The following is a 14,148-nucleotide window of genomic DNA, read 5'->3' on the forward strand; positions in this document are numbered from 1 at the left end:
AGAATCCGTCCACGTGACCGCCGCACCCGCAAAGCCCCGCATCCCGAACGTTCTCGCCGGACGCTACGCCTCCGCCGAACTCGCCACCCTCTGGTCCCCCGAGCAGAAGGTGAGGCTTGAGCGCCAGCTCTGGCTCGCCGTGCTGCGGGCCCAGAAGGACCTCGGGATCGACGTCCCCGACGCCGCCCTCGCCGACTACGAGCGCGTCCTCGACACCGTGGACCTCGCCTCCATCGCCGAGCGCGAAAAGGTCACCCGGCACGACGTGAAGGCGCGTATCGAGGAGTTCAACGACCTCGCCGGCCACGAGCACGTCCACAAGGGCATGACCTCCCGCGACCTCACCGAGAACGTGGAGCAGCTCCAGATCCGGCTCTCCCTGGAGCTGATGCGCGACCGCACGGTCGCCGTCCTCGCCCGCCTCGGCAAGCTCGCCGGCGAGTACGCCGAGCTGGTCATGGCCGGCCGCTCGCACAACGTGGCCGCCCAGGCCACCACCCTCGGCAAGCGTTTCGCGACCGCCGCCGACGAGTTGCTCGTCGCGTACGCCCGGGTCGAGGAGCTGCTCAGCCGCTACCCGCTGCGCGGCATCAAGGGCCCCGTGGGCACGGCCCAGGACATGCTGGACCTGCTCGGCGGCGACGCGGCCAAGCTCGCGGAGCTGGAGCAGCGGATCGCCGGCCACCTCGGCTTCTCCACCGCCTTCACCTCGGTCGGCCAGGTCTACCCCCGCTCCCTCGACTACGAGGTCGTCACCGCGCTGGTCCAGCTGGCCGCCGCCCCCTCCTCCACCGCCAAGACGATCCGGCTGATGGCCGGGCACGAGCTGGTGACCGAGGGCTTCAAGCCCGGCCAGGTCGGCTCGTCGGCGATGCCGCACAAGATGAACACGCGGTCCTGCGAGCGCGTCAACGGCCTCATGGTGATCCTGCGCGGCTACGCCTCGATGACGGGCGAGCTGGCGGGCGACCAGTGGAACGAGGGCGACGTGTCCTGCTCGGTGGTGCGCCGGGTGGCCCTCCCGGACGCGTTCTTCGCGCTCGACGGCCTCCTGGAGACGTTCCTGACGGTCCTCGACGAGTTCGGCGCCTTCCCGGCCGTCGTGGCCCGCGAGCTGGACCGCTACCTCCCCTTCCTCGCCACCACGAAGGTGCTGATGGGCGCGGTGCGCGCGGGCGTCGGTCGCGAGGTCGCGCACGAGGCCATCAAGGAGAACGCCGTCGCCTCCGCGCTCGCCATGCGCGAGCAGGGCGCCGAGCGCAACGAACTCCTCGACAAGCTCGCCGCCGACGAACGCATCCCCCTGGACCGCGCCCAGCTCGACGCCCTGATGGCCGACAAGCTGTCCTTCACGGGCGCCGCCGCCGACCAGGTCGCCTCGGTCGTCGCCCGGATCGAGGAGATCGCCAAGCAGCACCCGGAGGCCGCGGCCTACACCCCCGGAGCGATCCTCTGACCCGCACACCCCGCTTCACCCAGGCAGACCTGGAGGCCGCCCGCGACCGTCTCGTACCGGACGTCGTCGCGGGCGGCCTCCAGGTCCTGTTCTGCGGCATCAACCCGGGCCTGATGACAGCGGCGACGGGCCACCACTTCGCCCGCCCGGGCAACCGTTTCTGGCCCGTCCTCCATCTCTCCGGCTTCACACCGAGGCTGCTCAGGCCCGCCGAACAGGCCGAGTTGCTGTCATACGGCCTCGGCATCACGAACGTCGTAGCTCGGGCGACCGCCCGAGCCGACGAACTCTCGGCCGAGGAGTACCGCGAGGGCGGACGCCTGCTGACCGAGAAGGTGACACGACTACGGCCCCGCTGGCTGGCCGTCGTGGGCGTGACGGCGTACCGGGTCGCCTTCGACGACCGCAGGGCGCAAGTGGGCCCTCAGGAGCGGCAGTTCGGCGACACGCGCGTGTGGGTGCTGCCCAACCCGAGCGGCCTGAACGCCCATTGGACAGCGGCGACCATGGCGGAGGAGTTCGGCCGCCTGCGGGAGGCGGCTTCCTAGCCCGTGTACGGGGCGGGCGGGGCGGCGCGTACGTCCGTCCCGCCTTCACGCATCCCGCTGCCGTACGCTCCACGCTCCCGCCAGCAGCGCGCCGCCCGCCCACAGCGCGGTCACGGCCAGCCCGGTCCAGGGGCCCAGTGACCCGTCCCAGCTCGCATGAAGCACCACCTGACCCGCCTTGTCGGGCAGGAAGTCGGCGACCGTACCCGAAACCCCGCCGACCACGAACGAGACGATCAGCAGGAACGGGACCAGGACGCTCAGCGTGGCGACTCCGCTGCGCAGCAGGGCGGTCAGGCCTGCCGCGAGCAGGCTCATCAGGGTGAGGTAGAGACCACAACCGATCACGCCCCGCAGCCCCTCCGCCCAGGACAAGCTGTTCGCGTCGGCGCCGAGGGCCGCCCTGCCGACCGCCAGGCTCACTCCCCCGGCGATCAGGCCGACACCCATGACGTGTACGGCGACTGCCACCACCATCGCCGCGAACCAGCGGCCCCGGCGCGGCACCGCCGCAAGCGTGACCCGGAGTCCACCGCCCTGGAACTCGGACGACACCGCCGTCGCGCCGAAGGCGACCGCCGCGATCTGGCCGAAGCTGACGCCGAAGAAGGACGCGAACAGTGGGTCGAAGTCCTTCTCGTCCGTGCCTGAGTCGAGTCCGGCGAGCGCCGAGAACAGGGCCGTGGCCAGTACGACCGCGCACAGTGCCCCGAGCAGCGACCGCAGGGTACGGATCTTGAACAGCTCGGCGTGCAGTACGGGTACGAAGGGCATGGTCAGGCCTCCTGGGGCTGCGGGGCGATGGTGGTCGTGAACTCCGTCGCCGAGGCGGTCAGGTCAAGGTAGGCCTGCTCCAAGGTGCCCTCGTCGGCGGCCAGTTCCAGGACCGTCAGGCCCGCCGCCGAGACCAGTCGGCCGATGTCGTCCACGCGCGCGTGCTCCACGGTCCAGTGGCCGTCGGCGTGCGCGGCGGCCTCGTATCCGTGCTTCGCCAGTACGCGGCGCAGGGCCGGGCCGCCGTCCGAGATGCGCACGCGCACGCGTGGCCTCACCCGGGCGTCGATGAACTCGCGCATCGGGGTGTCGGCCAACAGCCGTCCTCGCCCGAGGACGACCAGGTGATCGGCGAAGGACGCGGTCTCGTTCATGAGGTGGGACGAGACCAGGACCGTACGACCCTCCCCCGCAAGCCTGCGCAGCAACCCGCGGATCCAGACGATGCCTTCGGGGTCGAGGCCGTTCGAGGGCTCGTCGAGCAGCACCACCTCCGGGTCGCCGAGCAGCGCCGCCGCGATGCCGAGGCGCTGGCGCATGCCCAGGGAGTACGTCTTCACCCTGCGCCTCGCGACCGAGGTGAGCCCCGTCTCGGCCAGCACCTCGTCGACCCGGCGGTCCGGGATGCGGTTGCTCACCGCGAGGGCCCGGAGGTGGTCGTAGGCGGTGCGGGAGCCGTGGGCGGCCTGGGCGTCGAGGAGGGCGCCGACCCTGCGGAGGGGCTCGTCGAGGGTGGCGTAGGCCCGGCCGCCGACGGTGGCGGTGCCGTGGGTCGGGCGGTCCAGGCCGAGGACGAGCCGCATGGTCGTGGACTTCCCGGCGCCGTTGGGGCCGAGGAAGCCGGTGACCCGGCCGGGTTCGACGGTGAAGGTGAGCCGGTCGACGGCTCGTGCGGTGCCGTACTCCTTGGTGAGGTCCCTGACGTCGATGCTGGTCATGGCAGCAGCCTGGCCGGGCCGGCGGGGGTGGGGCCTCCCCCGTCCGTGGAGAGCCTCTCCCCCGCTCGGGGGAGGTCCGTTGTCAGTGGTGGCTGTCACGATGTCCGCATGGCCCGCTTTCTGCGCCCGTTGTCACGGGGGACGACGTACACGCGCTTGCTGCACCTGTGGGTGCCGATGCTCGTCGTGAGCGTGTGGATGTTCATCGACATGTCGACTCCGTGGGTGCCGGCCGCCGTTCTGCTGGTCGTCGGGCTGATTCCCGGCGTGCGGCTGGGTGAGGGGGTGCAGGCCCGGCTGCTGCTGACGCCAAGTGAGCCTGCCTCGGAGTCTGCGATCTCCGTCGCCCCTTCGGCGAGTTGGCGGGACCGGCTGCGAACCGTGCTGTGGCTGGAAGTGCGGATGGTCCTCGGGCCGGTGGCCATGGGGGCCTGTGTCTGGCTGCCGCTGACCTCCGTCGACCTCGTCCGGGCCGCTGTCGGGCACTTCTCCGCCGAGAATCCCTTCCTGCCCGCCTCGCAGCCGCCGTGGGCGTACGCCCTGCTCGCGCCGCTGCCCCTGCTCGCCCTCTACGGTGTCGTGGTCGGGCTCGGGGAGCTGATCACCGTCGCCGCGCGGAGCCTGCTGGGGCCGTCGGCGTCCGAGCGGCTGGCCGCGCTGGAGGAGCGTACCGAGCAACTGCTGGAGCGCGGTCGGATCGCGCGCGAGCTGCACGACTCCATAGGGCACGCGCTCACCGTGGCGGTGGTCCAGGCGGGGGCCGCCCAGGCGGCCGGTGACCCGGAGTTCACCGATCGGGCCCTGGGCGCCATCGAGGAGACCGGGCGGGCCGCCCTGCTCGATCTGGAGCGGGTGCTGGGGGTGCTGCGCGAGGCGGAGCGTCCGGCGGGCAGCCGTCCTGCCCTTGTCGAAGCCGATCGGCTGCTGGAGTCGGCGCGGGCCTCCGGGGCGAAGGTCGACGCCGAACTGACCGGGCCGCTGGGCGAGTTGCCGGGGCCCGTGTCCCGCGAGGGGTACCGCATCCTCCAGGAGTCGCTCACCAACGTGCTGCGGCACGCGGGGTCGGTTCCGGTGCGGGTCCGGGTGGCGGTCGCGGACGGCTCGCTGGTCCTCGACGTCCGCAATCCGCTCATCGCCCCGATATCCGGGCCGATACCCCGGCCCGGCCTCGGCGGCGGCGGTCTGCGCGGGATACGGGAGCGGGCCGCGCTGCTCGGCGGGCGGGCGTCGGCGGGGGTCGACGAGGAGGCCGGTGAGTGGCGGGTGCTTGTCCGACTGCCGGTCGGGGAGGGCGGGTTGGGGCCGGGAGCCCGGCGGCGGGTCGGTCTGCTTGATCTACGCTGACCGGATGCCCGTAACCGTGCTCCTGGTCGACGACGAGCCCCTCGTGCGGGCCGGTCTGCGGGCCGTGCTGGAGGCTCAGCCCGACATCGAGGTCGTCGGGGAGGCCGCCGACGGGGCCGCCGTCATTCCGCTGGTGCGGCGGTTGCGGCCCGATGTGGTCGCCATGGATGTGCGGATGCCGTTGATGGACGGGATCGAGGCCACGCGCGCGGTGCTGCGGACGGTGCCGGAGCCGCCGAAGATCCTGGTGATCACCACCTTCGAGAACGACGAGTACGTGTACGAGGCGCTTCGGGCCGGGGCCGACGGGTTCCTGCTCAAGCGGGCCCGGCCTGCCGAGATCGTGCACGCGGTGCGGCTGGTCGCCGAAGGGGAGTCGTTGCTGTTTCCGGCCTCGGTGCGGCGGTTGGCGGCCGAGTACGGGGGCGAGGGCGGTGGGAATCGGGCCGCCCGGGCCGTTCTGGAGCGGGCCCGGCTGACCGAGCGGGAGGCGGAGGTGCTGCGGCTGATGGCCCGGGGACTGTCCAACGCGGAGATCGCCGCCCGGCTGCTCGTCGGGACCGAGACCGTGAAGTCGCACGTCAGCGCGGTGCTGGCGAAACTCGGGGCCCGGGATCGTACGCAGGCGGTCATCGTGGCGTACGAGTCCGGGTTCGTGGCGCCCGGATGATCCCCACCGGTCCGACAGGTCGGGGACGTCCGGCTCTCGCCCGACCGCTCCGCGCCGAGTACGATCCGCCCCACACGCGCACGAGCGCTCCGCTGGAAGCGCGATGATGAACCCGCGGGCCGGTGGAGGCTTGTCGCGCCCCCGCAGCGGAGCCACAGATGGACGACAGCCCCGCGCCCCTTTTCGGGGCGCGGTCGCACACCCGCCTTCACCAGGTCGGCTTAGCTGGGAGGACGTACGTTGGGGCAGCTGACCGGCGGGGATCCCTCGCTGCTGCGAAGGATCAACTCCGCGGTGGTGCTGCACGCGCTGCGTGCCACGGACTGCGCGACGCTGACCGAGATCACCCGGGTGACCGGGCTGTCCCGGCCGACCGTCGAGGGCGTCGTCGAGGGGCTCATGGACGGCGGGCTCGTGGTCGAGAAGGCCGCCGACGAGAGCGTCGCCCGGCGGCAGGGGCGGCCCGCGCGGCGGTTCAGGTTCCGGGCCGAGGCCGGGCATCTGCTGGGGCTGGAGATCGGCTCCCACCGGGTCGCCGCGCTGCTGTCCGACCTCGACGGGCGGCTCCTGGGGTCGATCTCGAAGGACGTCGACGAGGCGGCCCCCGCCGACGAGCGGCTGGAGCGGCTGCGGTCGGCGGTCGCCGAGCTGCTGCGCCGGGCCGGGGTGGCCCGTGACTCGCTGCGGGCCGTGGGCGTGGCCACACCCGGGATCGTGGAGGCCGACGGGGTCGTACGGCTGTGCACCGCGCTGCCCGAGTGGACCGGGCTGCGGCTCGGCGAACGGCTCGGCCGGTCCTTCAAGTGCCCGGTGCTCGTCGAGAACGACGCCAACGCGGCGGCCGTCGCCGAGCACTGGAAGGGCGCCGCGATCGGCTCCGACGACATCGTGTTCGTCCTCGCCGGGCTCAGTCCCGGCGCCGGTTCGCTGATCGGCGGGCGGCTGCACCGGGGTTACGGCGGGGCGGCCGGGGAGATCGGCGCGCTGCATCTGCTGGGCCGGGAGGCGACCCCGGAGGCGCTGCTGTCGACCACGGGCGAGCCCCTGCACCCGCTCGACGAGGTGGCCGTCGCCTCGGTGTTCCGCCGCGCGCGCGAGGGCGACGAACAGGCCCGCGCGGCCGTCGACCGCTTCATCCAGCGGCTCGTCCATGACGTGGCCGCGCTCGTGCTGGCCCTCGACCCGGAGCTGGTCGTCGTCGGGGGGTGGGCGGCGGGGCTGGACGGGCTGCTGGAGCCGTTGCGCGACGAGTTGGCGCGGTACTGTCTGCGACCGCCGGGCGTGTCCCTGTCCCTCTTGGGGGAGGCCGCTGTGGCTACGGGTGCGCTGCGGCTCGCTCTCGATCATGTCGAGGAGCAGTTGTTCGCGGTGGAGGGGACTGTGACGGCCCGGCGGTAAGTGTTCCCCTGAAGGTGGTGTGAACACTGCGGGCGCGTCGTGGCTGGTCGCGCAGTTCCCCGCGCCCCCTTGGGGCGCGGGTGAACCTCGGATGTTGTACGGCCGTCAGGACGCCTGGCGCTCCGGGCCGTGGTGTATTTCCACTCCCCCGCTGTCGCCGAACGTCAGGCGGCACGTGTCAGCGCGATACGTGGCGACGGAGAGCGCCGCCGTACGGCCCCCCGCGAAGAAGCGGGTCGTGACGACCAGGACCGGCGCCCCGGGGAGGCGGTCCAGTTCCTTCGCGTCGTCCGCGCGGGCCGAGCCCAGTTCCACCGCGCGGTCCTGGCCCTCCAGCTCCAGGCGCTGGAGTTCACGCAGCACCGCACGCGCGCGTGCCGCGCCCGACGGAGCGTCGATCGCCGAGAGGTCGGGCACCGAGAGGGCCGGGACGTAGAGGAGTTCGGCGGCGACCGGCTGGCCGTGCGAGACGCGGGAGCGGCGCACGGTGTGGACGGGCTCGTCCCGGCCGGTCTCCAGGGCGGCGGCGACCGCCGCGGACGGGACGGCCGGCGCGCTGTCCACGGGCTGCCAGGCGTCGTCCGCCGCCCCCGGCCACGCGTGCCGGGCCGTGCCGACGGCGACGCCCATGCGCGGCGGCGCGACGGTCGTGCCGACGCCCCGGCGGCGCTGCAGCCGGCCTTCGAGTTCGAGCTGCTCCAGTGCCTGGCGGAGCGTGGCGCGGGCGACGCCGAAGCGGGCCGCGAGATCGCGCTCGTTGGGCAGGATCTCGCCCACGGTGAACTCGGAGTCCAGTGCCTCACTGAGCACGGTCTTCAGATGCCAGTACTTCGGCTCCGGCACCGTTTCCAACTGCGTGGTCCCCACCCTGTCCTCCGCAATCGCCGTGGTCCGGCGGCTTTTTAGTGCCCTTGTTTATTAAAGGTTGTTGCACTTTCCTGCGACCATAGGACGGCCCCGATGCTTGGTCAAGACCAATCAGCGTTCCTGAAGAGGGGTCAGAAAGCGCACCTTGTCCGGGTTCCGGATGATGTACATGCGCTGGATACGACCGTCCGCCACATCCAACTGGAAGACGGCGTCGGGCCTGCCCGCGGCCAGCACGAGCACGGCGAATCCGCCGTTGACCTCCAGGAAGCGGAACGACACGTCCGCGAGCCCCTTGGCCGCGATGCCGAGGGCGAAACGGCTCACGTGATCGGCCGACTCCAGGACGCGGCGCGGTGCCTGCGCGAGGCCGCCGCTGTCGGCGACGAGGCTGACGTCCGGGGCGAGGAGTTCCATGAGGCCCGCGAGGTCGCCCCGTTCGGCGGCGGCGAGAAAACGTTCGGTCAGATCCCGACGCCGGGCCGGGTCGACCTCGTACCGCGGACGCCGTTCGTCCACGTGCCGCCGGGCACGCCCGGCGAGCTGACGTACCGCCGGCTCCGCGCGGTCGAGCATGGCGGCGATCTCCGCGAAGGGGTAGCCGAAGGCCTCCCGGAGGACGAACACCGCGCGTTCCAGAGGCGAGAGGGACTCCAGGACGACCATGACGGCGAGGGACACGGTGTCGGCGAGGACGGCCCGCTCGGCCGCGTCCGGGACGGTGCCTGTCACGTCGGTGAGTTCGGTGACGTACGGCTCGGGCAGCCACGGGCCGACGTACGTCTCGCCGCGCGTGCTCAGCTGGCGCAACCGGTCGATGGCGAGCCGGGTCGTGACGCGCACGAGGTAGCCGCGCGGTTCGCGTACGCCGGTCCGGTCGGCGCCGGCCCAGCGCAGCCACGCGTCCTGGACGACGTCCTCGGCGTCGGCCACCCGGCCGAGCATGCGGTAGGCGACGCCCATGAGGACGGGCCGGTGCTCTTCGAAGACGTCGGTCGCGGTGTCGGCGGTCACGGCCCCATCCCAACCCGCCGCCGCGGACCGTGTCCAGCGAGTTCACTGCCGGCGGCCACCAGGGGCTACCGGTCGGTAGCAATTGCTGACAAGCTGTCTACGCGGTGCTCTGGACCGCCGCCCGGACACACCGATGTGTACATGTGTACGACGAGGAGCAGCCCCATGTCCGCCACCGTCTCCTTCGAGGTCCCCTCTCCGTACGGCCCGCCGGCCGAGACCAGGACCGTGACCCTGTCGTACGCGCGCGTGGGCGTCGGCGAGCCGCTTCTGCTGCTGCACGGCATCGGGCACCACCGGCAGGCCTGGGACCCGGTGATCGACATCCTGGCCACCGAGCGCGAGGTGATCGCCGTCGACCTGCCCGGGTTCGGCGCCTCCCCGGCGCTGGCGGACAGTTTCACGCACGACCTGCCGACCATGACCGCCGTCTTCGGCGGCCTGTGCGACGCGCTGGACCTGGACCGGCCGCATGTGGCGGGCAACTCGCTGGGCGGGCTGCTGGCCCTGGAACTCGGGCGCGAGAAGCGCGTACGGTCCGTCACCGCGCTCTCCCCGGCCGGGTTCTGGTCGCAGGCGGAGCGGCGGTACGCGTTCGGGGTGCTGCTGGCGATGCGACGGGCGGCGCGGAGCATGCCGGTGCCGCTGGTCGAGCGGCTGTCGCGGTCGGCGGCGGGCCGGAGCGTCCTGACGAGCACCATCTACGCCCGGCCCGGCCGCCGTTCACCCGAGGCCGTCGTCGCGGAGACGCTCGCCCTGGCGAACGCCCAGCGGTTCACCGAGACCCTCAGGTCCGGCCGCGACATCCGGTTCACCGACGACGTCCCCGGCATCCCGGTCACCGTCGCGTGGGGCACCCGCGACCTGCTGCTCGTGCGCCGCCAGGGCGTCCGCGCCAAGCAGGTCATCCCCAAGGCCCGGCTGATCCGGCTGCCCGGCTGCGGCCACGTCCCGATGAACGACGACCCGGCGCTGGTCGCCCGGGTGATCCTCGACGGCAGCCGCTGACCGGCGCAGCCGTACGAGGCTGAACGCGCCCGACCCCAGGGCGACCCCGGCGCCCACCAGGGCGCTTCCGGCGGCCTGGGCGGGGCCGTAGGAGCCCGTGCCGACGAGCGGGGCGGTGCAGGCGGCGGCGACCGGGATGAGGCCGGAGAAGAGCGTGGCGCGCTCCGCGCCGATCCGCCGCAGGCCGATGTACCAGCACACGAAGCCGACGACCGTGACGACCGCCGCCTGCCACAGCAGCGCGGCGGTCTCGGTGACGTCGGGCACGCGCAGCCAGCCCGCGCCGTCGAGGACCACCCCGGCGAGCGCGGACTCGGCGGCGGCGAGGCCGCACACGGTCGCGGACAGCAGCCGGGGCCCCAGGGGCCGCACCAGCGGTACGGCGAGGACCGCGAAGCCGACCTCACCGGCGAGCGCGCACCCGGAGAAGGCGATGCCCACGCCGTCCGTACGACCCCACCCCTGGACCGCGAACGCGCCCGCCGCGACCGTCAACGCCCCGTACAGCACCACCCGTTGGGGCCGCCGCCCGTCCAGCAGCGGCACCAGGACGGCCACGACCACCGGCGCGCAGCCCACGAACACCCCGGGCACCGCCGGTTCCGCGCTGCGTTCGGCGGCGATGACGGCCAGGTTGAAGCCGACCATGCCGACGGCGGCGAGCAGCGCGAGGCGGGTCCACTGACGGGCGGTCAGGGCGCGCAGCGGGGCGGCGGCGCCCCGGCCGACCAGGGGCAGGAGCAGGATGCATGCCAGGCCGTAGCGGAGGAACTGGCCGCCCGCGTACGGGTAGTCACCGAGGACGCTGTTGGCGGTGAAGGAGCAGCCGACGAGGACGGCGGCGAGGGCGGTGAGCAGGGCCCCGCGCGCGGGGGTGATGTCGGACGGGTCGGCGGTGGTGTTCATGGACGTCACGCTAGGGAGCGCGGTGGACCGGATTAAGGTCCACTTCCATGACGTCATCGGGGACCAGTCCGGGCGGCCTGCCGGGCTCCGCCGCCTGGGAGTTGCTGCTCCCGGCCGCTTCCGCACCGGCACGCGCGCGTGGGCGTTCGCTTCAGGAGGCGCTCAGGGCGGCGGTCCGGTCGGGGCGGCTCGTACCGGGGACGCGGCTGCCGTCCAGCCGGGACCTCGCGGCCGACCTCGGTGTGTCGCGGGGGCTGGTCACGGAGGCGTACGAGCAGCTGACCGCGGAGGGCTATCTGCGCAGCGGGCGCGGGGCCGGTACCTGGGTGGGCGGTGCCGTCCGAGCCGCGCACCCACGCGCGCGGGACCTCGCCCCGCGCTCCCCCGGCACCCTCGCGGACTTCCGCCCGGGCACCCCCGACCTGTCGCTGTTCCCGCGTGCCGTGTGGGCCGCCGCCCAGCGCGCGGTGCTCGCCGAGGTCCCGCATCACGCCCTCGGCTATCCGGATCCGCGCGGGCTCCCCCGGCTGCGGACGGCACTCGCGGAGCTGCTCGCGCGGCGGCGGGGCGTGGTCGCGGACCCGGAACGGCTGATCGTGGTCTCCGGGGTGGCGCAGGCGACGACGCTGCTCGGACACGTGCTCCACGCGCGCGGGATGCGCGATATCGGCGTGGAGGACCCCGGGAGCCCGGAACACGGCACCCTGTACATCGCCGCCGGGCTCGGCGCCGTACCGCTGCCCCTGGACGAAGAGGGGCTCCGCCTCGACGCGCTGCGGGCTTCGGGCGTACGCGTGGTGATGACCACGCCCGCCCACCAGTTCCCCTCCGGGATCGCCTACTCGGCGGGCCGCCGGACCGAACTCCTCGACTGGGCAAGGTCGGTGGACGGGCTGGTGATCGAGGACGACTACGACGGGGAGTTCCGCTACGACCGCGCCCCTGTGGGTGCCCTGCAGGGGCTCGATCCCGAGCGTGTCGCCTACACCGGGTCCGTCAGCAAGTCGCTCGCGCCCGGGCTGCGGCTCGGCTGGCTTCTCGTGCCGGAGTCGGTCGCCGAGGAGGTCGTCGAGCGGAAGCGGACCATGGACCTGGGGCATCCCGCCCTCGACCAGGAGCTGTTCGCGCGGTTCGTGGAACGCGGTGACTACGACCGGCATCTGCGCCGGTGCCAGCGCGCCTACCGGGAACGGCGCGACAGCCTCGTAACGGCGCTGGAGGAGCACTTTCCCGGGGCGGAGGTGTCGGGGATCGCGGCCGGGCTGCACGTCATCGCCGCGCTGCCGGAGCGGTACGGGCCGCAGGAGCGGTTCCTGGAGCGGACGGCGGCGGCCGGGGTGGCGGTACGGCCGCTGACGGACTTCGCGCACGCGCGCGTGCCCGGGGGCGGCGTGCGGCTGGTGCTGGGGTACGCGCAGTTGTCGCCCGCGCGGATCGCGGCCGGGGTGCGGCTGATGGCCGAGGCGGTCGGCGGCTGACCGGTCCCCGCCGGCTGCTCCTGTGCTCGCTTCCCTTGTCCGCGAGGGCAGTTGTTCACCCGTGGTTCGCGTGCGCGCTGCGGTGCCCGAGTAGTTGTGGCAGAGCACATTCGCCGGATCCTTTCCCCGGAGGCACCTCCCATGTCACCTGTTCCGTCGCCCGGTCGTCGCAGCGTGCTGCGCGGTTCGCTCGCCGCCTCGGCGGCCCTGACCCTGCCCGCCGCCGTCGGTGCGGCGGCTGCGCCCGCGTTCGCGCTGTCGGGGCGGCCGAAGGCCGGGTGGGGCGTCCAGACCGGCGATGTGACCGCCGACTCCGGGCTCGTGTGGGTGCGCTCCGACCGGCCGGCCCGGATGGTCGTCGAGACGTCCGCCACCGAGTCGTTCCGCAACGCCCGCCGCTGGCACGGGCCGCGGCTCGGCGCGGACAGCGACTTCACCGGTACGACGCGGCTGTGCGGGCTGCCGTCCGGCGAGCAGATCCACTACCGCGTGCTGCTCGCCGACCCGGACGACCCGCGCCGTACCGGCGAGCCGGTGACCGGCACCTTCCGTACGACGTCGGCGCGGCGGCGCGACGGGGTGCGGTTCCTGTGGTCGGGGGACCTGGCGGGGCAGGGCTGGGGCATCAACCCGGACCTCGGCGGCTACCGGATCTACGACGCCATGGGGAAACTCGACCCCGACTTCTTCCTGTGCAGCGGCGACAACATCTACGCCGACGGCCCGATCGCCGCGACGGCCGCGCTGCCCGACGGCTCCACCTGGCGGAACATCACGACCGAGGAGAAGTCGAAGGTCGCCGAGACGCTCGCCGAGTTCCGGGGCAACTTCCGCTACAACCTGCTCGACGAGAATCTGCGGCGGTTCAACGCGCAGGTTCCCTCGATCATCCAGTGGGACGACCACGAGGTGCGCAACAACTGGTACCCGGGGCAGACGATCCTCGACTCGGACACCCGTTACACCGAGAAGAGCGTCGACACCCTCGCCGTCCGGGCCCGGCGGGCCTTCTCCGAGTACTTCCCGATCTCCACGCTCCGGCCGGGCGCCAAGGACGGCCGCGTCTACCGGGTGATGCACCAGGGGCCGCTGCTCGACGTGTTCGTCCTCGACATGCGGACGTACCGCAACGCCAACTCCCCCGACGACCAGACCGTCGACCCGCAGGGCATCCTGGGCGCCGAGCAGCTGGCGTGGCTCAAGCGGGAACTGTCCCGCTCGCGTGCCGTGTGGAAGGTGATCGCCTCCGACATGCCGCTGGGCCTGGTCGTGCCGGACGCCACCGAGGGCAGGGCCAACATCGAGGCCGTCGCGCAGGGCGACCCGGGCGTGCCGCTCGGGCGTGAGCTGCAGATCGCCGAGCTGCTGCGGTACATCAAGCACCGGCGGATCACCGGCACGGTCTGGCTGACCGCCGACGTCCACCACACCTCCGCCCAGCACTACCAGCCCGCGCGGGCCGCCTTCACCGACTTCGAGCCGTTCTGGGAGTTCGTCTCCGGCCCGCTGAACGCCGGGGCGTTCCCCGCCAGCGCGCTCGACGGTACGTTCGGTCCGGAGCGGGTCTTCGTGAAGGCGCCGGAGGCGGCCAACGTGTCCCCGGCCGGCGGCTACCAGTTCTTCGGCGAGGTCGACATCGACGGCCACAGCGGGGAGCTGACCGTACGGCTGCGCGAGCAGGACGGGACCGTGCTGTTCACGAAGGTGCTGCGGCCGGGGCGGGTGGGGCAGTAACGGACGCCGCCGA

General features: G+C 73.1%; 12 protein-coding genes and 1 pseudogene. 8 read left to right on the plus strand and 5 right to left on the minus strand.

The features are described 5' to 3' along the window. Nucleotides 1-13 precede the first annotated feature (13 nt). Together purB and mug are read left to right on the plus strand one after the other, a co-directional pair. Complete coding sequence (purB, locus tag CW359_RS23340; protein ID WP_105972193.1) at nucleotides 14-1,456, plus strand: adenylosuccinate lyase; 1,443 nt, start codon at nucleotides 14-16, stop codon at nucleotides 1,454-1,456. Beyond that, nucleotides 1,453-2,004: a G/U mismatch-specific DNA glycosylase gene (mug, locus tag CW359_RS23345; protein WP_105972194.1), complete on the plus strand. Its 552-nt coding sequence runs from the start codon at nucleotides 1,453-1,455 to the stop codon at nucleotides 2,002-2,004. The genes purB and mug overlap by 4 nt, the downstream gene beginning before the upstream one ends. A gap of 45 nt (nucleotides 2,005-2,049) precedes the next feature. Here the strand turns inward: mug and CW359_RS23350 are convergent, their stop codons facing one another. Together CW359_RS23350 and CW359_RS23355 are read right to left on the minus strand one after the other, a co-directional pair. Then, nucleotides 2,050-2,778, minus strand: a complete 729-nt coding sequence (locus tag CW359_RS23350) for an ABC transporter permease (RefSeq protein WP_105972048.1) — start codon at nucleotides 2,776-2,778, stop codon at nucleotides 2,050-2,052. A 2-nt stretch (nucleotides 2,779-2,780) separates the two neighbouring features. Further along, a complete protein-coding gene (locus CW359_RS23355; protein ID WP_105972049.1) occupies nucleotides 2,781-3,716 on the minus strand; it encodes an ABC transporter ATP-binding protein in 936 nt (311 codons plus the stop codon). Between the two features lie 108 nt (nucleotides 3,717-3,824). Here CW359_RS23355 and CW359_RS23360 point away from each other — a divergent pair, with 108 nt between their 5' ends. The 3 genes from CW359_RS23360 to CW359_RS23370 all read left to right on the plus strand — a co-directional run bounded on the left by CW359_RS23360 (nucleotide 3,825) and on the right by CW359_RS23370 (nucleotide 7,128). Then, a complete protein-coding gene (locus tag CW359_RS23360) occupies nucleotides 3,825-5,060 on the plus strand; it encodes a sensor histidine kinase (RefSeq protein ID WP_105972050.1) in 1,236 nt (411 codons plus the stop codon). 4 nt (nucleotides 5,061-5,064) lie between these two features. Next, nucleotides 5,065-5,730, plus strand: coding sequence for a response regulator transcription factor (locus CW359_RS23365; RefSeq protein WP_105972051.1), 666 nt, complete (start codon nucleotides 5,065-5,067; stop codon nucleotides 5,728-5,730). Nucleotides 5,731-5,970: 240 nt separating this feature from the next. Next, nucleotides 5,971-7,128 carry an ROK family transcriptional regulator gene (locus tag CW359_RS23370; protein ID WP_105972052.1) on the plus strand — a complete coding sequence of 386 codons (1,158 nt, stop codon included), beginning with the start codon at nucleotides 5,971-5,973 and terminating at the stop codon, nucleotides 7,126-7,128. Between the two features lie 105 nt (nucleotides 7,129-7,233). Here CW359_RS23370 and CW359_RS23375 read toward each other — a convergent pair whose 3' ends face one another. Both CW359_RS23375 and CW359_RS23380 read right to left on the minus strand, forming a co-directional pair. Beyond that, entirely contained in the window at nucleotides 7,234-7,995 is a 762-nt protein-coding gene (locus CW359_RS23375) for a GntR family transcriptional regulator (protein WP_105972053.1), read from the minus strand. Between the two features lie 111 nt (nucleotides 7,996-8,106). Further along, nucleotides 8,107-9,009, minus strand: a complete 903-nt coding sequence (locus CW359_RS23380) for an RNA polymerase sigma-70 factor (RefSeq protein WP_105972054.1) — start codon at nucleotides 9,007-9,009, stop codon at nucleotides 8,107-8,109. Nucleotides 9,010-9,174: 165 nt separating this feature from the next. Here CW359_RS23380 and CW359_RS23385 point away from each other — a divergent pair, with 165 nt between their 5' ends. After that, entirely contained in the window at nucleotides 9,175-10,017 is an 843-nt protein-coding gene (locus tag CW359_RS23385; RefSeq protein ID WP_105972055.1) for an alpha/beta fold hydrolase, read from the plus strand. Between the two features lie 48 nt (nucleotides 10,018-10,065). Here CW359_RS23385 and CW359_RS23390 read toward each other — a convergent pair. Further along, nucleotides 10,066-10,980: pseudogene (locus tag CW359_RS23390) on the minus strand (DMT family transporter); the annotation flags it as partial. On the opposite strand from CW359_RS23390, the gene pdxR reads away from it, so the two are divergent. After that, nucleotides 10,971-12,401 carry a MocR-like pyridoxine biosynthesis transcription factor PdxR gene (gene pdxR / locus CW359_RS23395; RefSeq protein ID WP_105972056.1) on the plus strand — a complete coding sequence of 477 codons (1,431 nt, stop codon included), beginning with the start codon at nucleotides 10,971-10,973 and terminating at the stop codon, nucleotides 12,399-12,401. The pseudogene CW359_RS23390 and the gene pdxR sit on opposite strands and share 10 nt — an antisense overlap. 141 nt (nucleotides 12,402-12,542) lie before the next feature. Next, nucleotides 12,543-14,135 (plus strand): alkaline phosphatase D family protein, encoded by a 1,593-nt coding sequence (locus CW359_RS23400; protein WP_105972057.1) that lies wholly within the window; start codon nucleotides 12,543-12,545, stop codon nucleotides 14,133-14,135. Nucleotides 14,136-14,148: the final 13 nt, after the last annotated feature.

The sequence above is a fragment of the Streptomyces geranii genome, assembly GCF_002954775.1.
In the GTDB taxonomy this organism is placed as follows: domain Bacteria; phylum Actinomycetota; class Actinomycetes; order Streptomycetales; family Streptomycetaceae; genus Streptomyces; species Streptomyces geranii.

Bases quoted from the DNA above. Each gene is read 5' to 3' on its own strand.
- CW359_RS23385 (WP_105972055.1), top strand. From the start codon at position 9,175: ATGTCCGCCACCGTCTCCTTCGAGGTCCCCTCTCCGTACGGCCCGCCG.
- CW359_RS23355 (WP_105972049.1), bottom strand. From the start codon at position 3,716: ATGACCAGCATCGACGTCAGGGACCTCACCAAGGAGTACGGCACCGCA.
- CW359_RS23400 (WP_105972057.1), top strand. From the start codon at position 12,543: ATGTCACCTGTTCCGTCGCCCGGTCGTCGCAGCGTGCTGCGCGGTTCG.
- CW359_RS23350 (WP_105972048.1), bottom strand. From the start codon at position 2,778: ATGCCCTTCGTACCCGTACTGCACGCCGAGCTGTTCAAGATCCGTACC.
- pdxR (WP_105972056.1), top strand. From the start codon at position 10,971: ATGACGTCATCGGGGACCAGTCCGGGCGGCCTGCCGGGCTCCGCCGCC.
- CW359_RS23360 (WP_105972050.1), top strand. From the start codon at position 3,825: ATGGCCCGCTTTCTGCGCCCGTTGTCACGGGGGACGACGTACACGCGC.
- CW359_RS23365 (WP_105972051.1), top strand. From the start codon at position 5,065: ATGCCCGTAACCGTGCTCCTGGTCGACGACGAGCCCCTCGTGCGGGCC.